Below are 24,844 nucleotides of genomic sequence, written 5' to 3' on the forward strand. Positions count from 1 at the left end.
TCCCAAGTAAGCAACGAACTTTTGCGCAAATGCGCTCTTTGTGCCTGCCATGCAATGATGTAGGCCACTGCGATCGATAAGGAGGATACCTTCATGAAGACCCGTGCCGCCGTGGCCTTTGAGGCCAAGAAACCGCTTGAGATCGTTGAACTCGATCTCGAAGGCCCCAAGGCGGGCGAGGTGCTGGTGGAAATCATGGCCACTGGCGTGTGCCACACCGACGCCTACACGCTCGACGGGTTGGACAGCGAAGGCATCTTCCCGTCGGTGCTGGGCCATGAAGGCGCCGGCATCGTGCGCGAGGTTGGCCCCGGCGTCACCAGCGTGAAGCCCGGCGATCACGTGATCCCGCTCTACACGCCGGAATGCCGCCAGTGCAAAAGCTGCCTTTCGGGCAAGACCAACCTGTGCACCGCGATCCGCGCCACGCAGGGCAAGGGCCTGATGCCCGATGGCACCACGCGCTTTTCCTACAAGGGCCAGCCGATCTATCACTACATGGGCTGCTCCACGTTCTCCAACTTCACCGTGCTGCCCGAAATCGCGGTGGCCAAGATCCGCGAAGACGCCCCGTTCCAGACCAGCTGCTACATCGGCTGCGGCGTGACCACGGGTGTGGGCGCGGTGGTCAACACTGCCAAGGTCCAGGTGGGTGACAATGTCGTGGTGTTCGGCTTGGGCGGCATCGGTCTCAACGTGATCCAGGGCGCGCGCCTGGCTGGCGCGGGCAAGATCATCGGCGTCGACCTCAATCCCGAGCGTGAGGAATGGGGCCGCCGCTTCGGCATGACCGACTTCCTCAATTCCAAGGGCCTGAGCCGCGAGGAAACCGTGGCCAAGGTCGTGGAAATGACCGATGGCGGCGCGGATTACACGTTTGACGCCACCGGCAACACCGAAGTGATGCGCACCGCGCTGGAAGCCTGCCACCGTGGCTGGGGCACCAGCATCATCATCGGCGTGGCCGAAGCCGGCAAGGAAATCGCCACCCGTCCGTTCCAGCTGGTCACCGGCCGCAACTGGCGCGGCACGGCGTTCGGCGGCGCCAAGGGCCGCACCGACGTGCCCAAGATCGTTGACTGGTACATGCAGGGCAAGATCGAGATCGATCCGATGATCACCCACGTCATGGGCCTGGAAGAGATCAACACCGCGTTCGACCTGATGCACGCCGGCAAGTCGATCCGCAGCGTCATCGTGTTCTGATCACGGGCTTGATGCCGCAATAAAAAAGGGGCCGGCCCATATGGGCACGGCCCCTTTTTCATAGCAGCGCGGTGGACGGCAGCCTAGAACTTGAGCGTTCCGCGCACGCCATAGGTGCGCGGCGGGCGCATCTGGTTGTAGATCACGCCGGGCTTGCCGGGGCTTTGCGTGGAATTGGCAAAGACCAGCGCGTTTTCCAGGTTGTTGACAAAGCCGGTGATCGCCAGCGAACCGGGCGCATTTTCCCAGGTCAGCCGCGCGTTCGACATCATGTAGGCGCCCTGGCGGCCCAGATCGAGATAGTCGATCGAAAGATAGCGCGAGCTTTCCACGCGGGTGTCAACCGCCGCGATGATCCGGCCGGCGCTGCCGATGTCGAATGTATGGTCATACCCTGCATTGACCACCCAGCGCGGCGCATTGACCAGCGACTTGCCCGAGCAATCGACGTTGTAGATGCGCGCCGCCGCACTCGCGCCCATCAGTGTCGTGGGCGTGATTGCGCAGCCCACCACGGGCGCGGGCCCAGTGGTGGAGTAGGCCTTGTACTGCAGGCTGTCGTACGTGGCGTGCAGGTATTGCACGTTCAGCGAGAACAGGTCGTTGCGCGTGGGTTGCCACAGCACTTCGGCTTCTGCGCCATAGAGCTTGGCCGCGCCCGCATTTTCCGTGGCAAAGACCGGGCCATAGATCGCGCCGGCCGGCGTTGCCGCCACCTGCACGGGCGCAAGATGAGAAATCTGCTGGTCGCGATAGTCCCAGTAGAAGCCTTCGACGTTGACCTGCAGCGTATTGGCAAAGAAGCGGTTCTTGGTGCCGATGGTATAGGCCGTCAGCCGTTCAGGGCGCGAATAGTTCTGCCCCAGCGCGGAAAACAGGATGCCCGATTTGAAGCCGGTGGACACGGTTGCATAGAGCAGCGAATGCGGCCCGGCGTCGAACTCCATGCCGGCCTTCCACGTCACCTTGCTGAAATTCACATCGGTGGTGGCGTTGGTCGCCAGGTCGAGGACGATCGGCGTGAAGTTGGGATAGGCCGGGGGCACGAACCCGACGAAGGGATAGGTGTGCGCTTCGGTCTGCTGCGTCTTGGTATCGTGGGTATAGCGCAGGCCGCCGGTCAGCCGCCAACGCGGGGTCAGTGAATAAGTCGCCTCGCCAAACACGGCATAGCTGTCCGTACCCAGGTTGGAATTGATCCGCGTGCCGTTGTTGCCCTGGTCGAAGAACTGCTTCGCCTTGACGCTTTCGGTGAAATAATAGCTGCCCAGCACCCACTTGAGCTGCGCATTCTGGTTGCCCAGACGCGCTTCGAGCGACATCTGGTCAGACTTTTCCGTCACGTCGATCAGGAAGCTGGACGAGTAGTTGACAAAGTCGAGGTCAGTGCGCCGCCACGCCGGAATGACCGTGAGCTTGGCAAAGCCCAGATCGGCATTCACCGTGACCAGCGCGCCGTAATACTTGTTGTTCTGATAGCCATCGCCGCGCGCGATGATCTGCGGCACGGGCGCGGTGGGCGCGCGTGACAGGTATTCAGCGAGGACACGCGGATCGCTGGGGCCAAGGCGGTCTTTGCCCGCCAGCAGCGGCATGATCGTGCCGCCCAGGCCCTTGCCGCCAACATCGCCATAATCGACCATCAGGTTGGCGTTGAAGCCGTCGCCGGTGTCAAAGCGCAGTTGCCCGCGCACGGCGGTCGTGTCCTCGTCGTCATAGCCGTCGCTGTAATAGCCGTCATGCTGGGCATGCTGGGCCGAAATGCGCAGGGCTGCCTGGCTGCCGAGCGGCAGGTTGATCGCGCCCGATGCCTTGATCGCGTTGTAATTGCCGTATTCCCCGGTGACGAAGCCGGATGCCTCGCCCAGCTTGGGCTTTACCGTGATCAGGTTGACCGCGCCGCCCGTGGCATTGCGGCCATAGAGCGTGCCCTGTGGCCCCTTGAGCACTTCCATCCGCTCAAGATCATAGAACAGCGCCGCCGGGGCAGCGGGGCGCGACAGGTAGACGCCGTCGAGGTTGAACGCCACGCCCTGTTCGGCAAAGGCATTCGCCCCGAACGTGCCGATCCCGCGCAGATAGATCTGGGTGAACGAGGCCGCCGGCGCTACCTGCAGTGCCGGGACCAGGCGGGTCAGGTCATCGGCCCGCGTCACGCTCTGCGTGGTCAGTACGTCACCGGCCACGGCGCTGACCGGAATGGCCGCGCGCTGAAGGTTTTCGGTGCGGCGCTGGGCGGTCACCACGATTTCGGCAAGGCCAGCCTGCGGTTGTTCCGGCGCGGCGGCAGCAGGTGCCTGCTGGGCTGGTCCATCTGGCGATTGGGCCGATGCGGCATGGGCAGCGGCCGGCATGGCAAGCGCTGCGGCCAGGGCCACGATCGATACCGCGGGGCGAATGTCGAAGTGCAAGATGCCTCTCCCTCTTGTGCTTTTTATGGGCGCAAGCATCGCCACCGCCTTGTCATAATGGAAATGATTTGTTTTTATCGGTTTCGATTTGTCAGAATTATGGTGTGCAATGCGCTTCAAGGGACTCGATCTCAATCTGCTGGTTTGTCTCGATGCGCTGCTCGATCTGCGCAACGTCACGCGCGCCGCCGAGCATCTCAGCCTCAGCCAGCCGGCGATCAGCGCGGCGCTGTCCCGGCTGCGCACGTTCTTCGCCGATCCGCTGCTGGTGCAGAACGGCAAGCGCATGATGCCCACGCCATTTGCCCTGCGCCTGCAGCCGGCCATCCGCGCCATCCTCAACGATGTCGATGGCCTGGTCGGCAGTTCGCCACATTTCGATCCGGCCACCAGCACGCGCGATTTCCGCATCTGCCTGTCAGACTATCTAGCCAGCGTTTTGCTGGCGCCGCTGCTGCCGCATCTGGCGCGGGTGGCGCCGGGCGTGGGGATCGACGTGATCCCGCTGAGCGACGATGCCACGCAGCGGCTCGATCGGGGCGAGATCGACCTGCTGCTGACACCGGAAAGCTATGTCAGCGACGAACATCCCGCCGAACTGCTGTTTGAAGAACACCACGTGGTGGTCGGCTGGCGTGACAATCCGGTCATGGCCAAGCCGATCGATGTGGAAGCGTTCGTGGCCGCCGGGCATGTGGCGGTGGAGATCGGGCGGTTCAACCGCGTGTCCTTTGCCGAAAGCTATATGCGCGCCCAGGGCATCACGCGGCGGGTGGAAGTGCGGGTTTCCGGCTTTACCATCATTCCCGAACTGCTGGTGGGCACCACGCGCCTGGCGGTGATGCATGCGCGCCTGGCGGCCAAGGCGGCCCGGCATTGGCCCGTGGCCGTTTCACCACTGCCCTTTGCCATGCCGCCCATGCTGGAAATGGCACAGTTCCACCGGGCCCGCGCCGAAGACGCCGGCCTGCGCTGGCTGATCGATGCATTTCATGATGTGGTTCGCTGCGAAGGGGATGGACCGGCCACCGCGTTGCTGTAACACGGGCCGCATAGGAATGCGTGCCTGGGGGAGAGAAGCGCAGATGACCAATGCAGACCTGCATATCCGCCGCGAAACGGCGATCAGCATGGTGATCAATACCGTGCTGAGCGGTGTATTTTTCCTTGCCGTATTCGGACTGCACGGGCCGGTGCCGATCTGGGGCATGGGCCACTACGTCTTCGATTTCGGGCCGCAGGCCTTTGCCGTGGCGTTCATGAGCACGCTGGTGCCCGGTGCCCTGTCGCGCAAGGCCCTGCGCGCCGGCCGCGTGGCCTCGCGCCCCAGCGCGCTGCGCCTGCCGGGCAACCTGCTGTTGCGCGGGCTGATCCTCGCGGTGCCTTCGGCCATGCTGGCATTGGCTGGGGCCGCCGCCGTGTGCCTTGCGCTGGGCCTTGCGCAATTGCCGTGGTCCGTGGCCCTCGCCGCAAAGCTTGGCTTTGGCGCCGTGCTGGCCCTGGTGATCACCCCCATCGCCCTGCGCGCCACCCTGGCCGAGGCCCTGGGCTGACGCGCAAGGGCGCTCGGGTTCAGACCATGGCCATCAGGCTGGCATTGCCGCCGGCGGCGGTGGTGTTGATCGACAGGCTCACTTCTTCGACCAAAAGATCGAGCGGGTAGGCGCCTGCCGCATCGGCGGCGTGCAGGGCCACGATCATGCCTTCGCGCGCGGCCAGCGCCTCTGCCGCTGCGCGTGCCGGCGCACCGACATGTTCGACCAGCGCGGCTGCCAGATCATCGACCGGTTCGCTGCCGGCAAAGCCGATCTGCGCGGCCAGCGCCGCCGGAAAATCGGCGGGCAGGGCAGCAAGCGGCGCGCCGGGCATAATCACGGCGTGGTTGCCCGTGGCCAGCGCCGCGCCGAGTTGTCGCCACAGCCCAGCGGTGGTCGTGGCATAGAGCGCAATGCGGCCGCGCGGCGCCAGGCGATAGCGGTTGCTTTCCCCCACCGGGCCGGTGAGTTCCACGTCGACGCCCAGCTTGCTGCGCGCGGCATCGTGGCGCACGGCGCGGGCGGTTGCGGCCTCGCCATGCTGGTCCAGCCAATCGGCCAGCATGGCCGCCGCAGGGCCCGGTTGCCCCAGCGCGCCAGCCAGAACGGGCGGGTTGCCCGTGGCGCCGCGCACCAGTCGCGCCAGATAGAGCGGGCCACCCGCCTTAGGCCCCGTGCCCGAAAGGCCCCGGCCGCCGAACGGCTGCACGCCCACCACCGCGCCGATGGTGTTGCGGTTGACATAGAGATTGCCCGCTTCCACCGCCCGCGTCACCCGCGCCACGGTATCATCCAGCCGGGTGTGCAGGCCAAAGGTGAGGCCATAACCGGTGGCGTTGATCTGCGTGATCAGACGATCCATGTCGCGCGCGGCAAACCGGACGACATGCAGCACGGGGCCAAACACTTCGCGGCCAAGGGCAGCAAGGCCAGGAATCTCGATCAGCGTCGGCGCCACGAACGTGCCGTTGGCGCACTGATCGGGCAGGGGCAGGCGGTGCACCCGCGCGCCGCGCTCGGCCATGGCTGCCACGTGTCCCTCGATCCCGTCGCGCGCCTGCGCGGTGATCACCGGCCCCACATCGGTTTCCAGCGCATCGGGATTGCCGACAGTCAGCTCTGCCATCGCGCCGCGCAGCATCGCCAGCGTGCGATCGGCCACGTCTTCCTGCAGGCACAGCACGCGCAACGCGGAACAGCGCTGGCCCGCACTGTCAAACGCCGAGGCGATGACATCGGCCACGACCTGTTCGGCGAGGGCCGAGGAATCGACGATCATCGCGTTCTGCCCGCCGGTTTCGGCGATCAGCGGGATCGGTCGGCCGCTCGCATCGCTGCGCGTGGCCAGGGTGCGCTGGATAATCCGCGCCACTTCGGTCGATCCGGTAAACATTACCCCCGCAACGCCTGGCGCCTCCACCAGCGCAGCGCCAATCGCGCCATCGCCGGGCACCAGATGCAGCACATCGGCGGGAATGCCGGCGGCATGGAACAGGCGCACCATTTGTGCCGCGATCAGCGGCGTTTCCTCGGCCGGCTTGGCCAGCACAGGGTTGCCCGCCACCAGCGCGGCGGCAATCTGCCCGGCAAAGATCGCCAACGGGAAGTTCCACGGCGAAATGCACACCACCGGCCCCAGCGGGCTGGTATGGGCCAGGGTGCTGCGCGCCTGCACCGCGTAATAGCGCAGGAAATCCACCGCCTCGCGCACTTCGCCCACAGCATTGGGGGCAGTCTTGCCGGCCTCGCGCATGATCAGGCCCATCAAGGCGCGGCCTTCGTCTTCCAGCAGGCAAGCCGCGCGTTCCAGCATCGCCGCGCGTGCGGCCACCGGGGTCGCCGCCCACATCGACGCCGCGGCTTGGGCGCGGGCCACGGCGGCTTGCGCACCTGCGGCGTCCAGCGGCCAGACTTCACCCACGATATCGCGATGATCGGCCGGATTGCGCACCGCCTCGCCCGTGCCAGGTTCGCCGGCCGTCCCTGCCTGCCATGCGCGTTCCGTGCTGGCCATCAGGCGCGGCGCAAGATCGGCCAGGATCGCTTCATCGGCCAGGTCGAGCCCGCTCGAATTGCGGCGATCGGCAAAGAGCGCGGCGGGCAGGGCCACCGCCGGGTGGGGCGCGCCGGGATCTACCTGTGCCGTCACCACCGCCACCGGATCGGCCACGAGTTCGTCAATCGAGACAGCCGGATCGTTGATGCGGTTGACGAAAGAGGAATTGGCCCCGTTTTCCAGCAGGCGCCGCACCAGATAGGCCAGCAGCGTCTCATGCGTGCCCACCGGGGCATAGACGCGGCATGGGCGGTTGAGCTTGTCGGCGCCGACGACCTGGTCATACAGCCCTTCGCCCATGCCGTGCAGGCACTGGAACTCATAGTCGCCCATCGTGAAATCGGGCCCAGCCAGGTGCAGCACGGTCGCCACCGATTGCGCGTTGTGGGTGGCAAACTGGGGGAACACCACGTCCCGCGCGGCCAGCAACTTGCGCGCACAGGCGACATAGGCAAGGTCGGTATGGACCTTTTGCGTATAGACCGGGAAATCAGCGAGGCCATCGACCTGCGCGCGCTTGATCTCGGCATCCCAATAGGCGCCCTTGACCAGCCGCACCATGATACGCCGGCCCGCGCGCCGCGCCAGGTCGACGATCCAATCGATCACGAACGGGCAGCGCTTCTGATAGGCCTGCACCACGAAGCCCAGGCCATTCCATCCGGCGAGGTCGGGATCGGTCGCCAGGCTTTCCAGCAGGTCAAGCGACAGCTCCAGCCGGTCGGCTTCCTCGGCATCGATGTTGAGGCCGATGTCATGGCCCTTGGCCATTACGCACAGCGCCTTGACGCGCGGCAGCAGTTCGGCCTTGACCCGCTCGGCCTTGGCCCGGGCATAGCGCGGATGCAGCGCCGACAGCTTGATCGAGATGCCCGGGCCCCCATGGATGCCGCGCCCGGCACTGGCCTTGCCGATCGCGGTGATCGCCTGCTCGTACGACGCGTTATAGCGATCGGCATCGGCGGCGGTCATCGCCGCTTCGCCCAACATGTCGTAGGAAAAAGCAAAGCCCTTGGCCTCGCGCGGGGCAGCACGGCGCAATGCTTCCTCGATGGTTTCGCCGGTGACGAACTGTTCGCCCATCATGCGCATCGCCGCGTCCACCGCGCGGCGGATCACCGGCTCGCCCATCCGCGCGATCAGGCGCGTCAGGCTGGCGCCGAGACCGGCCTCGTCCTCGGCCTGGACCAGGCGACCGGTCACGAGCAGCCCCCACGAGGCGGCATTGACGAACAGCGGGCGATCCTTGCCCACGTGGCCGCGCCAATCACCAGGCGCGATCTTGTCACGGATCAGCGCGTCGCGCGTGGCCACGTCGGGGATACGCAGCAGCGCTTCGGCCAGGCACATCAGCGCGACCCCCTCCGGGCTGCTCAGCGCATATTCCTGCACCAGTGATTGCACCGCGCCGGGGCGGGCATCGGCGCGCAACTGGCTGATCAGGGTGCTGGCCGTGGCCGCGATCGGCGCGCGCAGGTCTTCGGGCACGGTCGCTTGCGGCACAAGCGCTGCAATGCAGGCTCGCTCGTTGCGGCGCGTGGCGGCGGTGATCGCCTGGCGCAGCGGGGTTTCCCCGGCGAGCGGGGTGAAGAAGCGGGCGAACGGGCGGGGCGCAGGCTGATCCATAGGGCCATGGTATCACGGCCTGCACAGGCCATTGGCCCTATTTTGGCAGAGGCCCAGTCCAAATGGCCTGAATACGATACTGCAAACAGGCCGATTTCAACGCCTCGGCAGATGGCTGAGGCTGTCATGACTGACAGACGCCGCACCGGCCTAGTGGAGCTAACATTTGCCTGGTCTGACTGAATACGCGCCGGGGAGCCTATAAGCCGGGTTCTGTCGCACCGACGGTATCCCACGTGTGGACCGTATCGGCACGGGCAGCCATTCCTCTTGGCGACCTGTTGCCAAGCCGCTCTAGCAACCAACCCGGGCAACTGGCGCGAAACACGCCTGCATCCACGAGGGATGCGCGTTGCCCCTATTCGGTCTTGCTCCGGGTGGGGTTTGCCTTGCCGCTTCCGTTGCCGGTCGCGCGGTGCGCTCTTACCGCACCCTTTCACCCTTGCCCAAGGCTTGAAAAGCCCTGTCGGCGGTTTGCTCTCTGTGGCACTTTCCCTTGCCCGGTTTGCACCGGGCCGGCGGGCGTTACCCGCCACCCTTGTTTCGTGGAGCCCGGACTTTCCTCGGCATCAGACGAAGTGATGACGCGGCTGCCCGGCTCCCCGGCGCGAGGGCGTCACCTAGCATGGCCCAGGTCGCGCGCCAACAGCAGTTCGAACAGCAATGCGCCGATTTGTCCGTCCACCTCGCCGTCGATCTTGTGCGGACGCCAGCGCCGCTGGAATGCGGCAACGGCTGCTTCCTTGTCGCTGACATCATAGCCAAAGCGTTCGAGCGCCAGGAAAAACGCGCCTTCGTTATCATAGAGCAGACGCATCTTGGGGCGGGGGCGGGGCAGGGTCAGGTTATAGCGGGCCAGCATGTCCCAATCGAACAGTTCGCCCGGATCGGTCTTGCGGGCCGGCGCCACGTCGGAATGGCCCACCACGTTGGCGCGGGGAATGTCATGCCTGCGCACGATATCGCCCAGCAGCGGCACCAGCGCTTCCATCTGGGCATCGGGGAAGGGGCGATAGCCAAACTCGTGCCCGGGGTTGACCAGTTCGATCCCCACGCTGGCGGAATTGACATCGGTGATGCCGCGCCAGAAACTGCGCCCGGCGTGCCAGGCACGTTTGGCTTCGTCGACCAGGCGGATCACCGTGCCGTCTTCATCGATCAGGTAGTGCGCCGAAACCTCGGCAGCCGGGTCTTTCAGGCGCTCCAGCGCCTCGGCCGCGCTCTGCATGCCGGTATAATGCAGCACGATCATCGTTACCGGCAGCCGTCGCTCGTTGAAATTGGGCGACGGCTCCTCGCGATGGACCAGCCAGCGGTTCATGCGGCGCGGCGGTCTGTCAACGAACCGGCAGCATGGCGCCCAGCACCAGGGCGTCGGCGGCAACATGGGTCTGGAAACCACCGCCCAGGCTCTGCGCCAGCTGATAGAGCATGGCAGCCGGCGCGGTGCGGCTGGACAGTTCAGCCGGCGGCAGCGTGCCGGCCAGGGCCTGGGCCACCAGCGGATCGAACGCAATGCGCGGCCCGCTGGCGCGGATTACCAGCTCGGTCGCGCCGTTTCGCACTTCGCCGGCGATGTCCAGGCTGCCGCCACGCACCAGCGCTTCGATCCCGATCAGGGACAGGTTCAGCAGCGTTTTCACGGCCGCCTTGGGCAGCATGTCGTCCGCCAGGGCCCAGGCCACTGAAATGCGAGGATTGGCTGCAACCAGCGCATCGACCAGCGTGCGCGGTTCGGCCACGGGCACCATATCGCCAAAGCCACCGGCTGCACCGAACGCCAGGCGGAAGAAACGCAGCTTGTTGGCCGAACTGGTCGCGCTCTGTTCCAGCAATTCCATGCACTTCTGCCGCATTTCCGGGTCGCGTTCCTCGGCCAGCAGTTCCAGCCCGTTGGTAAGCGCGCCCACCGGGCTCAACAGGTCGTGGCAAAGCCGCGAGCAGAGCAGGCTGGCGAGATCAAGCGTGGCAATGGTCATGGCAGATTGGGAAGCCTTCCGGGGTATGCAATGCGTCGGGATCGGCTGCTGCTGCATCCTCTCCCCAGCAATGCGCCTTAACCGTCTGCGACGTGATAGGAAAGCGCCTGAAATACAGATGGCGCATCGCGCCACAGGCTCACCTGTCCCTGCGCCACGATTGCCCATATCCTGCCATCGCCCGCCGCCTGGGCAGAATCAGTGGCAGAAGGACGCGCCAAACCATTGGGATGCGAATGAAAATAGCCGATCAATGCCGGCCCACCGGCACGCGCGGCGCGGTGCGCGGCGATCAATCCGGCCGGATCGATCTCGAAATGATGCGACGGATCTGGTGCCACATTGGTGCATTCCTGCGCCAAGGCGATATGATTTCCATGGCCGAACAAGAGCCCGCATGCCTCAAGCGGGTGCGCCCGCGCCGCTGCGTCGAGCATGGCGGTAAGGGCGGCGGGGGATAGGGTCATATCAAGCGTTGCGCTGGCGCCCTTCGACAAGCTCAGGGCGAACGGCGTTTGGGTGACAACAACTTCATTATCCCCCCCTCCGTTCGGGCTGAGCCTGTCGAAGCCCCCTGGCTGAACCCCACTGCCTTGCCGATTGCGCGCCAAAATCTTCAACCGATCCCAGTCACCGTCGATCAAGGCCTGTTTCTTTGCGCGAGACCATCTTTTGATTCGCAACTCAGCCGACAACGCCTCGTCCCGTGTGGCAAAGTCCTGCTGCCAGACCAGTCGGACTGGGCGGCGCTTTGCCGTATAGCCGCTTATGCCGTGTTGGTGCTGCGCCATGCGCGCCTCCAGATCGTCTGTATGCCCAGCATAAAACGATCCGTCGGCGCAGAGCAGCAGGTAGGCATGAAAGGCCATAGCGCTGTGAGATAAGGGGCCAACCATACTTGGTCTATCCCTATCGCCTACCCCCTTGTTCCCATGCCAAAGAATACCCATATCCTCAATCCAATGGGGGAATTAGACGACATTCTGACCGGCACGATCGCCGCGCCCGGCCGCCTTGACAAGGCTCTGGCCGACGCCAGCGGCCTGTCGCGCGAGCGGGTCAAGGCGCTGCTCGACGAGGGGCGCATTACGCTGGATGGGCAGGGCGTTCGCCAGGCCTCGCTCAAGGTTGCCGCTGGCGCTGCATTCGTCGTGCGCGTTCCCGCCGCGGTCCCGGCAGAGGCGGTGGCGCAGGATATTCCGCTATCGGTCACCTACGAAGACGATGCCTTGATCGTGGTGGACAAGCCGGCCGGGCTGGTCGTTCACCCGGCCGCCGGCAATCCCGATGGCACGCTGGTCAACGCGCTGCTGCATCATTGCCGCGGGCAGCTTTCGGGTATCGGCGGTGTGGCACGGCCAGGCATCGTACACCGGATCGACAAGGATACCTCGGGCTTGCTCGTCGTGGCAAAGAGCGATGCCGCGCACGAGGGGCTGGCCCGCCAGTTTGCCGATCACTCGATCGTGCGCGCCTACAAGGCGGTTACCGCCGGCCGGCCCATGCCCGCTGCTGGCACGATCCGTGGCGCGATTGCGCGTTCGGTGCATGATCGCAAGAAGATGGCCCTGGTCGATGATGGTCGCGGCAAGCATGCGGTAACGCACTATCGGACGCTGTCGCCCCTTGATGGCGCGGCCTTGGTCGAATGCCGCCTGGAAACGGGGAGAACCCACCAGGTCCGCGTTCACCTTGCATCAATCGGCCATTCGCTATTGGGTGATCCTGTCTATGGACGCGCACCCGCACGAATTCGCCCCATTCTGGCCCGGATCGGCTTTGCCCGGCAGGCACTGCACGCGGCAGAATTGGGTTTCATTCACCCCATTAGCGGTGAAGCGCTCCATTTCACCAGCTCGACGCCCGTCGATATGACGGAACTGATTGTCGAACTGGGCGGTTCTTGAGCTTGATCATGGTATAAATCGATTACTGTGTACCAAAAGGATGTGTGGCCCCACCGGGGAATGCTCGCTAGAGGTTCTTCATCGGGGAACTGACGCGACGAAAGGATGTGTTCAGGTGAGCAACAAGACAGCAGTGGCCAAAGCCCCCGCGACCGTTCCGGCCTTGGGCGGGGAAGCTAGCCTCAACCGCTATCTCTCTGAGATTCGCAAATTTCCGGTGCTTACGGCTGAGCAGGAATACATGCTCGCCAAGCGCTATCAGGAACATGCCGATCCTGAAGCCGCAGCGCAGCTGGTGACCAGCCATCTGCGACTCGTGGCCAAGATCGCCATGGGCTATCGCGGATATGGCCTGCCCGTGTCCGAGCTGATTTCCGAAGGGAACATCGGCCTGATGCAGGGCGTCAAGAAGTTCGAGCCCGATCGCGGCTTCCGTCTGGCAACCTATGCCATGTGGTGGATCAAGGCCTCGATGCAGGAGTTCATTCTGCGCTCGTGGAGCCTCGTCAAGATGGGCACCACCGCTGCGCAGAAGAAGCTGTTCTTCAACCTGCGCCGCATGAAGAAGAACCTCGAGGCGTTCGAAGACACCGACCTGTCGCCCGAAGACGTCAAGAAGATCGCCACCGACTTGGGCGTGCCCGAGCAGGAAGTGATCAACATGAACCGGCGCATGATCATGGGTGGCGATGCCAGCCTGAACGTGCCGCTGCGCGAAGACGGCGAGGGCACTTGGCAGGATTGGTTGACCGACGATCGCCCCTTGCAGGACGAGACGGTGGCCGACGCCGAGGAAGCGCACTATCGCCACGACATGCTGGTCGAAGCGATGGGCAGCCTCAATGATCGCGAGCGTCACATCCTGACCGATCGCCGCCTGGTAGATGACCCCAAGACGCTGGAAGAACTGAGCCAGGTCTATAACGTCAGCCGCGAACGCGTGCGCCAGATCGAGGTGCGCGCCTTTGAAAAGCTGCAAAAGGCGATGCAGCGCATCGCCGGCGAACGGCACTTGCTGCCGGCAAGCTGATTGATTTGAGTATGATGGAAAAGCCCGGTTGTCCAAAGGGATGGCCGGGCTTTTTTGTTGGCATTCGAGGTTGCGTGGGGCCGCGGATCAAGTCCGGGGCGACGATTGTTGGATCGTTCGTCAGTTTAAAGTCTCCCGTCGCCCCGGACTTGATCCGGGGCCCTACGCGAGGTTTGCCCCTCAATGAAAATCCCGTGATCTCGGCAACACCCGCACCTGTCGCGGATGCCGTGCCATGGCGGGATCGGGCGCTGGCACTCCACCATCCTCTTGCAACTGTGCCAAAGCAGCACTGGCATCATGAACGCAAGACACCATCAGGTGCACCACGCCTTCCTTGCTGCGTTGCACTTCTCCATCGATCACCATGAGCCGCGCCGCCATGACGGGGCGCCGCTGCTTCTCGAAATCGCGGGCCCACATCAGGGCATTGACCACGGCGGTTTCGTCTTCGATCGTAATGAAAATGGCGTTGCCCTTGCCGGGCCGTTGCCGCACCAGCACCACGCCGGCCACACGCACCTTGTGCCCGTCACGCGCGGCGTTGACGTCGGCACAGGATATCGCGCCGCGCGCGGCAAAGCTGTCGCGCAAAAACTGCATCGGATGGCCTTTGAGCGAAAGCCGCTGGGTCTGGTAATCGGCCACGACTTCTTCGGCCAGGGGCATGGCGGGTAAGGCCGCATCGGGTTCGGCCGCCAGTTCGGGCGCATCCAGCGCGGCAAACAGGGGCAGTTGCCTGGGCGGCACGCGGCGCACGTCCCAGCCCGCCTGGCGCCGATCGCGGCCCAGGGAGACCATGGCATCGGCATCGGCCAAAAGCGCCAGCGCGCGCGGCGGCAGTTCGGCACGGCGCGCCAAGTCTTCGGGAGAGCCGAACACGCCAGCCAGACGGGCGCGCACGATCGCGGCGGCCCATTCTTCCTTGAAGCCATCGATCATCCGCAGGCCAAGGCGCAGGGTGCGGGCATCGTCCAGCGTGCAATCCCACCAACTGCGGTTCACATCGGGCCCGTGCACCACCACGCCGTGTTCGCGCGCATCGCGCACCAGTTGGGCCGGGGCATAGAACCCCATGGGCTGACTGTTGAGCAGGGCGCAGGTAAAAACCCCGGGATAGTGGCATTTCAGCCATGACGAAACATAGGCCAGCCAGCCAAAGGCCTGGGCGTGGCTTTCGGGAAAACCGTATTCGCCAAAACCCTTGATCTGTTCAAAGCAGCGCTCGGCAAAATCCGGCGGATAGCCGCGCGAAACCATGCCGGTGATGAACTTCTCCTGGTAATTGGTGACCGTGCCATGGTTGCGGAACGTGGCCATGGCACGGCGCAGGCCATCGGCCTCGGGCGGGGAGAAGCCGGCGGCCACGATGGCCAGCTTCATCGCCTGCTCCTGAAACAGCGGCACGCCCAGGGTCTTTTCCAGAACCTCTTGCAATTCACCTTTCGGGCCGGGGTACTCCACCTTCTCTTCGCCATTGCGGCGGCGCAGATAGGGATGAACCATGCCGCCCTGGATCGGCCCCGGTCGCACGATCGCCACCTGGATCACCAGGTCATAGAGCTTGCGCGGTTTCATCCGGGGCAGCATCGCCATCTGCGCGCGGCTCTCCACCTGGAACGTGCCCACGCTGTCTCCCCGGCACAGCATGTCGAACGTCGGCACGTCGTTGCGAGGCACGGTGGCCAACGCATAGCGCCCCAGGTTCAGCCGCTCCATCAGGTCAAAGCTCTTGCGGATGCAGGTGAGCATGCCCAGCGCCAGCACGTCCACCTTCATCAGCTTGAGAACGTCGATGTCGTCCTTGTCCCATTCGATGAACGTGCGATCGGGCATGGCGGCATTGTGGATCGGCACCAGTTCATCCAGCCGGCTCTGGCACAGCACAAAGCCGCCGACATGCTGCGAAAGGTGGCGCGGGAACGTCAGCAACCGATCGACCATGTCGCGTAGGCGGGCGATCTCGCGGTTTTCAGGGTCGAACCCGGCCTGCGACAGGCGCTCTTCGGGCAGCGAGCCGCGCCCCCAACTGCCCCACACCGTGCCGGAAAGCCGCGCCGTGACATCTTCCGACAGGCCCAGCGCCTTGCCCACGTCACGAATGGCGCTGCGCTGGCGATAGCGGATCACCGTGGCGACGATCCCGGCGCGCTCGCGGGTGTAGCGGTGGTAGATATATTGCATCACCTCTTCGCGCCGCTCATGCTCGAAATCCACGTCGATATCGGGCGGCTCATGGCGCTCTTCGGAAAGGAAGCGAGAGAACAGCAGCTTTTCCTGAACCGGATCGATCGGCGTGATGCCGAGCAGATAACAGACGAGGGAATTGGCCGCAGATCCACGACCCTGGCACAGGATCGGCGGGGAAAGACTGCGCGCATAGCGCACCACATCGTGCACCGTCAGAAAATAATAAGCATAATTTTTTGAAGAGATTAGGCGAAACTCTTCATCCAGAACCTCTTGGTATCCAGGCGGCAGGCCATGGGGGAACTGGCGTGCTGCATTCTCCCGCACCAGATGTTCGAGCCAAGCCTGCGGGTTCCAGCCTTCCGGTACCGGCTCGTGCGGGTATTCATATACGATCTGGTCCAGCGTGAAATCGATGCAATCCAGCCAGTCGCGTGTCGCTTCCAGGGCCTCTGGGCACAGGGTGAAAAGACGGGCCATTTCGGCCGGCGGCTTGATATGCCGCTCGCCATTGGCGGCAAGGCGGCGCCCGGCGGCATGCACGGTGGTGCCAAGCCGCGTGGCCGTCAGCACGTCATGCAGGGGGCGGTCTTCGGGCACGGCATAGCGCGGATCATTGCTGGCAATCAGCGGCACGCCGGCGCTTTGCGCCAAGGCCATCCGCCGGGCAAGATCGCGGCCATCGGCCCCGGCACGCGGCATCGTGGCCGCCAGCCAGAGGTGGGGCGCAGCCTCGGCCAGGCGGGCGAGCAGATCGGCACTGCCGTCCATCGCGATCAGGGCCACGCCATCGGTATGGTCCAGCAGATCGGGCAGGGTAAGGTGGCACTCGCCTTTCTCCACGCGGCGATTGCCCATGGTGAGCAGGCGCGTCAGCCGCCCCCATGCCGCGCGCGTGGTGGGATAGGCGGCGATATCGGGCGTGCCATCGGCAAAGCACAGCCGCGCGCCAACCTTGAGGGCAAAGCCACCTGCCTTGCCGCCAATCTCTTGCCACGCGGCATGGGCACGCACCACACCGGCCACGCTGTTGCGATCGGCGATGCCGATGCCTTTGAGGCGCAGTCCATGCGCGCGCGCCACCATTTCCGCCGGATGGGCCGCCCCGCGCAGGAAGCTGAAATTGGTGGCAGCGACAGGTTCTGCAAAGAACGGAACCCCGGTCATGGAAACAGCCCGTGGACATACCAGGCCGGCGTGGTTTGCGTGCCATAGAGGCCGCGCCGGAACACCCACAGGCGGCGGCCGCGCCCATCCTCGATCCGGTAATAATCGCGCGTGGTGCGGTCTGCGCCGGTGCCCATATGCCCGCCGCGCTGGCGCCACCATTCTGGCGCGATGCGCTCGGGCCCTTCGGCGTGGACCACTTCATGCACCGTGCCGCGCCAGCGCAGCCGCAGCGGCGGGCCATCAGGCACTCCGGCGATCACCTCGATCCCCTGCGGCGGATCGAACAGCAGCAGGGGGCGGGGCATGGCGGCAAGGGAAAACGAAACGGTTCCGTTCCATTTGGCGGCCGGCGTCTGAACCTGTGCCTGCTCGGGCATGTGGCGATCGGCCGGGATCAGGCGCAACACGGAATCCTGGCCCAACCGCACACCCAGCCGATCGATCAGCGCCTGCAGATTGTCCTGGTTTTCCTCCGCCTGGTCCAGTCCGGTCTGTCGCGCAGCCAGGGGTTCGGCCCGCTTGACCGCCAGGGTAATGGCATCGAACCCGAAGCCGGGATCGATCGGATCAGCCAGGTTGTCGATCCGCTCGCGCAGCAGGCGCACCACGAGTGGCGGATCGCGCGTGGGCTGGCCGGTTTCCACCGTCAGCACCCGCCGCGCGCCATCGCTGCGATGCAGGGTCAGGACAAAGCGCCGCCCGCCCAGCCCGCGCTGTTCCATCTGCGCGGCAACCTGGCGCAAGAGATTTTCGGCCACCTCGAGCACGTCATCGGTGCGGGCGATAGGTTCGGCAAAGCGGGCCTCGGCCCGGATCGGAGCCTGCATGGGTTGCGGGGCCAAGGGGGCGGCAACGTCTCCGGTCAACTGGCGCAGGCGCAGCACCACTCCTTCGCCAAAGCGGGCAGCCAGGGCTGGGGCCGGGCGTGTGGCCAGATCGCCCAGACGCTTGAGCCCGGCGCGGCGCAGTGCGCTGGCGGCCTCCTCGCTCAGGTCCAGCGCGGCCACTGGCAGGGCCGCCACGTCCTCCGCGCGGCGTTGCGCCGGGGTGCCGTGGCGGGCCAGCGCGCGCGCCGCAACTGGATTGCAGGCGAGTGCATGGATCGTGGAAAGTGCTGTTATTTCATAAGCTTTTTCCACCATGTTGGCTTCCGATCCAAAGAGGTGCGCGCAGCCACTGATATCCAGCAGCAAGCCATCGGGGGGATCGGGCATGACGCTGGGGGTCAGCGCGTGCATCGCTGTGGCCAGGTGCGCCAGCAGCGTGGCATCGGCGGCCGGATCATGGGGCAGGGTGAGCAGATCGGGGCAGCGGGCGCGCGCATCAGCCAGGGTCATGCCAGGGGCGAGGCCGTGTCGAGCGGCGTCGCGCTCTACCGCCATCAGGCGCAAGGCCTGGCCACTGCGCGCCACCAGGGCCAGCGGCACGCCTGCGGGCAGCGGGTCTGCCGATGTGGCCCTAACCCGCTCGCAGGGCAGCCAGGGGAAGTACAGCGCCAGATGGCGCCGCCTGTCCGTTTTCGCTCCGGTTGGAGGTGCCGGTGGTGTCCCGGAAACCGCCATGTTGTTCATCCCATTGCAAATGCCACGTTTGCCCCGCCGGCCCACCCCGCCAGCGCAGCGCCTCTACCGCCAAAGCCGGCAAGCCGGGCGGACGCACTTGCGCACCCGGTGGCGCTGCGAGGGGTTGGGATGGCGCACTGGCAACCTGCCAGCGGGTATGTGCGGCGCTGGGCTGCGCCTTGGCGGCATGGCGCAACAGCACGACCGGCGTTTGCGTGCGTTCGGCAGCCAGCACGAAGCGCCGGCTGGCCGTCAGGTCATAGCCTTTCAAGGGCCCCTCGCTTTCCAGCAAGACCAGCGCCAGGCCAGGGCAGCGTGCGCCCTCCAGCCCGGCGCGCAGCAGAGTGGCAGCGTCGCCTGCCTCTACCAGCAGCAGCCGCGCCGGATCGATACCCAGCAACATCAGTCCTTCACCGTAAAGCGCCAGTGACGGGCGCCCGCCACTGCGCACCATCAGCACGGTGCCACTGCGATTCGCCGCGCCCAGCCCCAAGGCAAAGGCAAGCCCCGCCGCGCGATCATCACCTTGCCCATGCACTTCATGCACTTGGCCCGCCGCCAGCACAGGCACGGGACGCTGCAAGGCCGGGCGCAGGCGCCAGGCCGGGGTGGTGAGGATCGAGGCGGAAACACTTTCCATGTTCCTATTATGTTCCATTTCTCACTCCCTGTCGAGGCTGGCCGTTGGAACAGGTGGGGATAGGGTTGCGATTGTATTGACATTGTACATACAAAGGCGGATATTCACGCCATGGACCAGTCTCCCCAAATGATCCCAAGCAAGGGCAGCATCAATCTGCGGATCGAGGCTGCCACCCGCCAGCTTATTGACGAAGCAGCGGCCATTCTGGGCAAGACCCGCACCGAATTCATGATCGAAAGCGCGCGCCAACAAGCGATCGACGTCTTGCTCGATCAGCGATTGTTCGCACTGGAAAGCCAGGACCATGCGGCCTTCATGGCCGCGCTGGACAATCCGCCCGAGCCTGGCCCGAGGCTGAAGGCACTGATGCGGCGGGTGCCGACATGGCAACGGGAAGACTGACTGCGCCAGTCCCTCTGGCCGATGACCATGATGTTGACGAGTTCGATTGCGGAGAGCCGGCGCTCAATGCCTGGTTGCAACAGAGGGCGCGTCGCAACGAGGGGCGCTTCGCGCGTACCTATGTGGTATGCGATGATCGCAGAGTGGCGGCCTATGTGTGTATCCTGGCAGGTGCAGTAGAGCGGCGGGAAGCACCATCCCGCCTGCGCCGAAACGCGCCTGATCTGATCCCGGTATCGATCATCGGGCGCCTTGCGGTGAATCGGCGCCATGCCGGCCAGGGCTTGGGAAGCGATTTGCTGGCCGATGCCCTGCGCCGCATAGCCTTGGCGGCACAAAGCATCGGCATCGGCGCGGTGATGGTTCACGCCAAGAATGAGCAGGCTCGGCGCTTTTACCTGAAATGCGCCGACTTCCTGGAATATCCGGCCGATAGCCGAACCCTGTTCCTGCCCATAGAGACGCTGATCGCGGCTCTACCGTGATGCTTCACTTCATCGTCGGGATCACGAAGCTCTGGTCCACCACATCGCCCGAGGTGCTGGGCCAGCGCTGGGTCACGGTCTTGGTGCGGGTGTAGAAGCGCACGCCGTCCATGCCGTATTGGTTGAGATCGCCAAAGCCTGAGCGCTTCCACCCGCCAAAGCTGTGATAGGCGACCGGCACCGGGATCGGCACGTTGATGCCAACCATGCCCACTTCCACCTTGGCGGCAAAGTTGCGGGCGGCGGCGCCATTGCGGGTGAACATGGCCACGCCATTGCCATAGGCGTGGTTGGTGGCTAGCGCGATGGCTTCATCGACATCTTGCGCACGCACGATCTGCAGCACCGGGCCGAAGATTTCCTCCTGGTAGCTGCGCATTTCCGGCGTCACGCGGTCAAACAACGTAGGCGCCAGGAAATTGCCGTTTTCATAGCCTTGCAGCGAGAAGCCGCGGCCATCGACGACCAGTTCGGCGCCTTCGTCCACGCCCATCTGGATATAGCTTTCGATCCGCGCCTTGTGCTGGGCGGTGACGACCGGGCCATAGTGGGCGGCTTCGTCGGTGGAAATGCCCACCTTGAGGCCGGCGATCCCGTCGATCAGGCGGGCGCGCAACTCGTCGGCGGTCTTGTCACCCACCGGCACCACCACGGGCAGAGCCATGCAGCGTTCGCCTGCCGAGCCATAGGCGGCGCCGAGAATGTCGCTGACTACCTGGTCGAAATCGGCGTCGGGCAGCACGATGCCGTGGTTCTTGGCGCCGCCCATGCACTGCATGCGCTTGCCCGCCTGGGCACCGCGCTGATAGACATAGTTGGCGATGTCGGACGAGCCCACGAAGCTGACCGCCTTGATGCGCGGGTGATCGAGCACGGCATCGACCGCCACCTTGTCACCATGCACCACGTTGAACAGGCCGGCTGGGCCGCCCGCCTCGATGAACAGTTCCGCCAGCATTACCGGCACCGAGGGATCGCGTTCCGACGGCTTGAGAATGAAGGCGTTGCCGGTGGCGAGCGCCGGACCGCACATCCACAGCGGGATCATCGCGGGGAAATTGAACGGAGTGATGCCGGCGACCACGCCCAGCGGCTGACGCATCGAGAACACGTCGATCCCCGGCCCGGCGCCTTCGGTATATTCGCCCTTGAGCAGGTGGGGAATGGCGCAGACGAACTCGATCACTTCCAGCCCGCGCTGCACATCACCCTTGGCGTCGGCGATCACCTTGCCATGTTCGGCGGAGAGAGCATGGGCGAGCTTGTCCATGTCACGTTCGATCAGGCGCTTGAATTCGAACATCACGCGGGCACGGCGCTGCGGATTGAGCGCGGCCCATTCCGGCTGCACGGCGGCAGCGAGGGCAACGGCCTGATCCACATCGGCTTCGCTCGCCAGGCCAACCTGGGCCTGCACTTCGCCGGTGTTGGGATCGAAAACGTCGCTCTTGCGGCCAGAGGTGGCGGCAACGGCGGCACCGTTCAGGAAATGGTCGATCTGGCGCATGGCAACACTCCTGGGAAAAGTCTGATGCCTGGTTGTAGAACGTGCAGGAATATCCTGATACAGGCAATTTTGCCAAACAGGCCGTGCAAATTTACAGGAACACCATGCGCATTCGCCAGTGGGACGATTTAAGGATTTTTCTGGAAGTGGCCCGCCACGGCCGCCTGACCGGGGCGGCGCGGGCGCTGGGGCTGGATCATTCCACCGTCTCGCGCCGGCTCGATGGCCTGGAAAGCGGGCTGGGCGCACGCCTGGTCGATCGTTCCCCCAGCGGCGCACGGCTGACCGAGGCGGGCCGGGCGCTGCTGCTGCATGCCGAGCGGATCGAGGCAGAAACCCATGCGGCAGACAGCGCGCTGGGCGGGGTGGATACCGAATTGACCGGGACAGTGCGGGTAGCGACCCCGGCCGCCTTTGGCACCTATCTGGTGGCGCCGCGCATTCCGCTGTTCATGGCCCGCCATCCCCGGATCGAGCTGGAACTGGCGCCCGAAACCCGCGCGGTCAGCCTGTCCCAGCGCGAGGCGGATCTGGCCGTGACGCTCAAGCGACCACCGCGTGGGCGGCTCTATGCCCGGCAACTCGCTGCGTTCACGGTGGGGTTCTATGCTGCGCCAGCCTATCTGGAGCAGCATGGTGTGCCCAGCAGCGTGGCTGAGCTGTCACAGCACCGGCTGATTTCCTATATCGACGATCTGATCGATTGGCCCGAACTGCGCTATCTCGATGAAGTGGCGCCGGGCGTGCAGGCACAGTTCCGCTGCACATCGGCCACGGTGCAACTGGCCGCCGTCCAGGCCGGCGGGGGTATCGGCCTGCTGCACACCTTTGCCGCCGATGGCGATCCTGGCCTGGTGCGGGTCTTGCCCGAGGTGGCCGTGCCGCGCGCCTACTGGCTGGTGGTGCATGCCGAACTGCGGCGCCTGCCGCGTGTGCGGGCGGTGGCGGAATTCCTGGAAGAAGCCGCACATGCTGCCGGATACGGGGCCGCGCGCAACGCAAAATAAGCAGGTGCCGGGGCAGACAAGCGCAGATGGCCTTCCTATCTAGGCCGCAAGACACCTTGCCGGAGCGCACCTTTGACCGATACTGCCACGCTCGACGCTGCCTTTCCCCTGCTGGCCACGCATGGCCAACCGCGCTTTGCGCAAATCCACGCCGATGACATCGTGCCGGCCGTAACCGCCGCGATCGCCGATCACCAAGCCGCCATGGCCGCGTGCGTGGCACGGGCCGGCGATCCAGCCATGCTGGCGTTCAAGGAAGAGGCCGATCGCCGCATCAGCGAGGCGTGGGGCGTGGTCGGCCATCTGCTGGCGGTGACCAACACCTCGGAGTTGCGTGCCGCGCAGGCACAGGCGCAGCCGCTGATCGCCGCGCATTTTGCCGCCGTGGGCCAGGATCGCGCGCTCTATGAAGCGATCCGCGCGATCGATCCTACGGCGCTTGATCCGCTGGCGGCACGCGCCTGCGAACTGGCGCTGCGCGATTTCGAGCTTTCGGGCGTGGCGCTGGATGGCGATGACGCGCGCGACTTTGCCGAAAACCAGGTGGAGCAGGGCCGCCTGGCGACCGAATATGCCAATGCCGTGATGGACGCGACCGAGGCTTGGAGCCTGCACGTGACCGATGCCAGCCGCCTGGCCGGCATTCCGGAGGCTGACCTTGCCGGCATGGCAGCAGCGGCGCGGGCGAAGGGCCATGACGAGGGCTGGCTGATCACGCTGCATGCCCCGGTGGTGGTGGCGGTGCTGACCTATGCCCAGGATCGCGCGCTGCGCCACGAGGTACAGCAAGCCTATGCCACGCGCGCATCGGACCAGGGGCCCAACGCCGGCGAGTTTGACAACGGGCCGCGCATGGCCGCGCTGCTGGCCTTGCGCGCCAAGGCGGCGCAGCTGCTGGGCCAGGGCGATGCCGCAAGCCTGTCGCTGGCCACCAAGATGGCCGAAAGCCCCGATGCAGTGGAAGCGTTCCTGACCGACCTGGCCGCGCGCACCCGCCCGCTGGCCCAGGCCGAACTGGCCGATCTGGCCGAATTTGCCCGTAGCGAGCTGGGCATCGAGACGCTCGAACCCTGGGATATGGGCTTTGCCACCGAGCGCGCGCGCCTTGCCCGCCATGCGCTCGATCAGTCCGAGGTGCGCCGCTACCTGCCGCTCGACAGGGTATTGCCGGCGCTGTTCGGCCATGTGGAGCGGCTGTTCGGCGTGGTGTTCAAGGAAGTGCCGGGCAGCGGCCTGTGGCATGATGACGTGCGCCAGTTCGACCTGTTTTGCGCCGGCGCGGATGCTCCGTTTGCCCGGCTCTATGCCGATTTCTTTGCGCGCGAGGGCAAGCGCGGCGGCGCCTGGATGAACGTGTGCCGCTCGCCCAGCCGGGCCGCCGATGGGGCGCAGATGCCGGTGGCCTACCTCATCACCAATTTCGCCCAGGCCGCGCCGGGCAAGCCGGCGTTGCTCCAGCATGCCGACGTGGTGACCCTGTTCCACGAGATGGGGCACTGCCTGCATCATCTGCTGGGCGAGGGCGACATGCCCTCAATCGGCGGGATCAGCGGGGTGGAATGGGATGCGGTTGAACTGCCCAGCCAGTTCCTGGAAAACTTTGCCTATGATCCTGCCGTGCTCAAGGCGGCATCCGCGCACGAGGAAACCGGCGAACCGCTGCCCGATGCCTTGATCGAGCGCCTCAACGCCGCGCGCGGTTTCATGGGCGCGCTGGCGGTGCTGCGCCAGATCGAGTTCGCGCTGTTCGATATCCGCCTGCACCGCGCCGCTGCCGATGCGCCCGATGTGCAGGGCCTGCTCGATGCCGTGCGGGCCGAGGTGGCGGTGATGCGCTATCCGGCGTGGAACCGCTTTGCCCATGCCTTCAGCCATATCTTTGCCGGCGGCTATGCGGCGGGGTATTATTCCTACCTCTGGGCCGAACTGCTCTCGTCCGACGCCTACGAGCAGTTTGCAGCGGCGCCAGAGCGGCAGGCTGAACTGGGCGCCGCGTTCCGGCGCGAAGTGCTGTCGCAAGGCGGTGGCCGCCCGGCGATGGACAACTACGTGGCGTTTCGCGGCGGCGCGCCCGATCCTGGCGCGCTGCTGCGGGTGCGTGGCTTGGCGGCTTGAGCGATTGATTTGT

18 protein-coding genes and 1 other RNA gene are annotated in these 24,844 nt (G+C 65.4%); 9 read left to right on the plus strand and 10 right to left on the minus strand.

Annotation, left to right across the window (positions count from 1 at the left end; genetic code table 11):
- Window positions 1–93 precede the first annotated feature (93 nt).
- Window positions 94–1,206, plus strand: coding sequence for an S-(hydroxymethyl)glutathione dehydrogenase/class III alcohol dehydrogenase (locus tag IP65_RS05995; protein ID WP_054131118.1), 1,113 nt, complete (start codon window positions 94–96; stop codon window positions 1,204–1,206).
- 83 nt (window positions 1,207–1,289) lie between these two features.
- Here IP65_RS05995 and IP65_RS06000 read toward each other — a convergent pair whose 3' ends face one another.
- Entirely contained in the window at window positions 1,290–3,617 is a 2,328-nt protein-coding gene (locus tag IP65_RS06000) for a TonB-dependent receptor (RefSeq protein ID WP_022678294.1), read from the minus strand.
- A 109-nt stretch (window positions 3,618–3,726) separates the two neighbouring features.
- On the opposite strand from IP65_RS06000, the gene IP65_RS06005 reads away from it, so the two are divergent.
- Both IP65_RS06005 and IP65_RS06010 read left to right on the plus strand, forming a co-directional pair.
- On the plus strand, window positions 3,727–4,659 hold the full coding sequence (locus IP65_RS06005; RefSeq protein WP_022678295.1) for a LysR family transcriptional regulator: 933 nt from the start codon (window positions 3,727–3,729) through the stop codon (window positions 4,657–4,659).
- A gap of 43 nt (window positions 4,660–4,702) precedes the next feature.
- Window positions 4,703–5,170 (plus strand): hypothetical protein, encoded by a 468-nt coding sequence (locus tag IP65_RS06010; protein WP_054131119.1) that lies wholly within the window; start codon window positions 4,703–4,705, stop codon window positions 5,168–5,170.
- Window positions 5,171–5,189: 19 nt separating this feature from the next.
- Here IP65_RS06010 and putA read toward each other — a convergent pair whose 3' ends face one another.
- The 5 genes from putA to IP65_RS22190 all read right to left on the minus strand — a co-directional run bounded on the left by putA (window position 5,190) and on the right by IP65_RS22190 (window position 11,682).
- Entirely contained in the window at window positions 5,190–8,834 is a 3,645-nt protein-coding gene (putA, locus tag IP65_RS06015) for a trifunctional transcriptional regulator/proline dehydrogenase/L-glutamate gamma-semialdehyde dehydrogenase (protein WP_054131120.1), read from the minus strand.
- Window positions 8,835–9,020: 186 nt separating this feature from the next.
- An RNA gene (gene rnpB / locus IP65_RS07435) (RNase P RNA component class A) lies at window positions 9,021–9,440 on the minus strand.
- Window positions 9,441–9,450: 10 nt separating this feature from the next.
- A complete protein-coding gene (locus IP65_RS06020; RefSeq protein ID WP_022675468.1) occupies window positions 9,451–10,155 on the minus strand; it encodes an N-acetylmuramoyl-L-alanine amidase in 705 nt (234 codons plus the stop codon).
- A gap of 16 nt (window positions 10,156–10,171) precedes the next feature.
- A complete protein-coding gene (locus IP65_RS06025) occupies window positions 10,172–10,813 on the minus strand; it encodes a histidine phosphotransferase family protein (RefSeq protein WP_022675467.1) in 642 nt (213 codons plus the stop codon).
- 77 nt (window positions 10,814–10,890) lie between these two features.
- On the minus strand, window positions 10,891–11,682 hold the full coding sequence (locus tag IP65_RS22190) for a Mov34/MPN/PAD-1 family protein (protein ID WP_369801234.1): 792 nt from the start codon (window positions 11,680–11,682) through the stop codon (window positions 10,891–10,893).
- 93 nt (window positions 11,683–11,775) lie between these two features.
- Here IP65_RS22190 and IP65_RS06035 point away from each other — a divergent pair, with 93 nt between their 5' ends.
- Window positions 11,776–12,720 (plus strand): RluA family pseudouridine synthase, encoded by a 945-nt coding sequence (locus IP65_RS06035; RefSeq protein WP_022675465.1) that lies wholly within the window; start codon window positions 11,776–11,778, stop codon window positions 12,718–12,720.
- A 115-nt stretch (window positions 12,721–12,835) separates the two neighbouring features.
- Window positions 12,836–13,750, plus strand: coding sequence for an RNA polymerase sigma factor RpoH (rpoH, locus tag IP65_RS06040; RefSeq protein ID WP_022675464.1), 915 nt, complete (start codon window positions 12,836–12,838; stop codon window positions 13,748–13,750).
- A 180-nt stretch (window positions 13,751–13,930) separates the two neighbouring features.
- On the opposite strand, the gene IP65_RS06045 is transcribed toward rpoH, so the two are convergent.
- From IP65_RS06045 to IP65_RS06055, 3 genes are read right to left on the minus strand one after another with little or no spacing between them, the layout of a single operon-like run.
- Window positions 13,931–17,107, minus strand: coding sequence for an error-prone DNA polymerase (locus tag IP65_RS06045; RefSeq protein WP_022675463.1), 3,177 nt, complete (start codon window positions 17,105–17,107; stop codon window positions 13,931–13,933).
- On the minus strand, window positions 17,104–18,681 hold the full coding sequence (locus IP65_RS06050) for a DNA polymerase Y family protein (RefSeq protein WP_369801235.1): 1,578 nt from the start codon (window positions 18,679–18,681) through the stop codon (window positions 17,104–17,106). The genes IP65_RS06045 and IP65_RS06050 overlap by 4 nt, the downstream gene beginning before the upstream one ends.
- A complete protein-coding gene (locus tag IP65_RS06055; protein WP_054131121.1) occupies window positions 18,569–19,312 on the minus strand; it encodes an ImuA family protein in 744 nt (247 codons plus the stop codon). Before IP65_RS06055 ends, IP65_RS06050 begins: the two co-directional genes overlap by 113 nt.
- 111 nt (window positions 19,313–19,423) lie before the next feature.
- Here IP65_RS06055 and IP65_RS06060 point away from each other — a divergent pair, with 111 nt between their 5' ends.
- Together IP65_RS06060 and IP65_RS06065 are read left to right on the plus strand one after the other, a co-directional pair.
- Complete coding sequence (locus tag IP65_RS06060; protein WP_043609985.1) at window positions 19,424–19,717, plus strand: DUF1778 domain-containing protein; 294 nt, start codon at window positions 19,424–19,426, stop codon at window positions 19,715–19,717.
- On the plus strand, window positions 19,699–20,202 hold the full coding sequence (locus tag IP65_RS06065) for a GNAT family N-acetyltransferase (RefSeq protein WP_054131122.1): 504 nt from the start codon (window positions 19,699–19,701) through the stop codon (window positions 20,200–20,202). The genes IP65_RS06060 and IP65_RS06065 overlap by 19 nt, the downstream gene beginning before the upstream one ends.
- A gap of 4 nt (window positions 20,203–20,206) precedes the next feature.
- On the opposite strand, the gene IP65_RS06070 is transcribed toward IP65_RS06065, so the two are convergent.
- Window positions 20,207–21,709, minus strand: a complete 1,503-nt coding sequence (locus tag IP65_RS06070; RefSeq protein ID WP_054131123.1) for a CoA-acylating methylmalonate-semialdehyde dehydrogenase — start codon at window positions 21,707–21,709, stop codon at window positions 20,207–20,209.
- A gap of 104 nt (window positions 21,710–21,813) precedes the next feature.
- On the opposite strand from IP65_RS06070, the gene IP65_RS06075 reads away from it, so the two are divergent.
- Both IP65_RS06075 and IP65_RS06080 read left to right on the plus strand, forming a co-directional pair.
- Window positions 21,814–22,716 (plus strand): LysR family transcriptional regulator, encoded by a 903-nt coding sequence (locus IP65_RS06075; RefSeq protein WP_054131255.1) that lies wholly within the window; start codon window positions 21,814–21,816, stop codon window positions 22,714–22,716.
- A 72-nt stretch (window positions 22,717–22,788) separates the two neighbouring features.
- Complete coding sequence (locus IP65_RS06080; protein ID WP_054131124.1) at window positions 22,789–24,831, plus strand: M3 family metallopeptidase; 2,043 nt, start codon at window positions 22,789–22,791, stop codon at window positions 24,829–24,831.
- Window positions 24,832–24,844: the final 13 nt, after the last annotated feature.

It is taken from the genome of Novosphingobium sp. AAP1, from assembly GCF_001295765.1.
In the GTDB taxonomy this organism is placed as follows: Bacteria; Pseudomonadota; Alphaproteobacteria; order Sphingomonadales; family Sphingomonadaceae; genus Novosphingobium; species Novosphingobium capsulatum.

What these genes read in the sequence shown, in the direction of transcription:
- IP65_RS06005 (WP_022678295.1), top strand. Translation starts at nt 3,727, where the DNA reads ATGCGCTTCAAGGGACTCGATCTCAATCTGCTGGTTTGTCTCGATGCG.
- IP65_RS06045 (WP_022675463.1), bottom strand. Translation starts at nt 17,107, where the DNA reads ATGACCGGGGTTCCGTTCTTTGCAGAACCTGTCGCTGCCACCAATTTC.
- IP65_RS05995 (WP_054131118.1), top strand. Translation starts at nt 94, where the DNA reads ATGAAGACCCGTGCCGCCGTGGCCTTTGAGGCCAAGAAACCGCTTGAG.
- IP65_RS06070 (WP_054131123.1), bottom strand. Translation starts at nt 21,709, where the DNA reads ATGCGCCAGATCGACCATTTCCTGAACGGTGCCGCCGTTGCCGCCACC.
- IP65_RS06060 (WP_043609985.1), top strand. Translation starts at nt 19,424, where the DNA reads ATGGACCAGTCTCCCCAAATGATCCCAAGCAAGGGCAGCATCAATCTG.
- IP65_RS06075 (WP_054131255.1), top strand. Translation starts at nt 21,814, where the DNA reads ATGCGCATTCGCCAGTGGGACGATTTAAGGATTTTTCTGGAAGTGGCC.
- IP65_RS06025 (WP_022675467.1), bottom strand. Translation starts at nt 10,813, where the DNA reads ATGACCATTGCCACGCTTGATCTCGCCAGCCTGCTCTGCTCGCGGCTT.
- IP65_RS06055 (WP_054131121.1), bottom strand. Translation starts at nt 19,312, where the DNA reads ATGGAAAGTGTTTCCGCCTCGATCCTCACCACCCCGGCCTGGCGCCTG.
- IP65_RS06020 (WP_022675468.1), bottom strand. Translation starts at nt 10,155, where the DNA reads ATGAACCGCTGGCTGGTCCATCGCGAGGAGCCGTCGCCCAATTTCAAC.
- IP65_RS06065 (WP_054131122.1), top strand. Translation starts at nt 19,699, where the DNA reads ATGGCAACGGGAAGACTGACTGCGCCAGTCCCTCTGGCCGATGACCAT.
- putA (WP_054131120.1), bottom strand. Translation starts at nt 8,834, where the DNA reads ATGGATCAGCCTGCGCCCCGCCCGTTCGCCCGCTTCTTCACCCCGCTC.
- IP65_RS22190 (WP_369801234.1), bottom strand. Translation starts at nt 11,682, where the DNA reads ATGGCCTTTCATGCCTACCTGCTGCTCTGCGCCGACGGATCGTTTTAT.
- IP65_RS06035 (WP_022675465.1), top strand. Translation starts at nt 11,776, where the DNA reads ATGGGGGAATTAGACGACATTCTGACCGGCACGATCGCCGCGCCCGGC.
- IP65_RS06050 (WP_369801235.1), bottom strand. Translation starts at nt 18,681, where the DNA reads ATGAACAACATGGCGGTTTCCGGGACACCACCGGCACCTCCAACCGGA.
- IP65_RS06010 (WP_054131119.1), top strand. Translation starts at nt 4,703, where the DNA reads ATGACCAATGCAGACCTGCATATCCGCCGCGAAACGGCGATCAGCATG.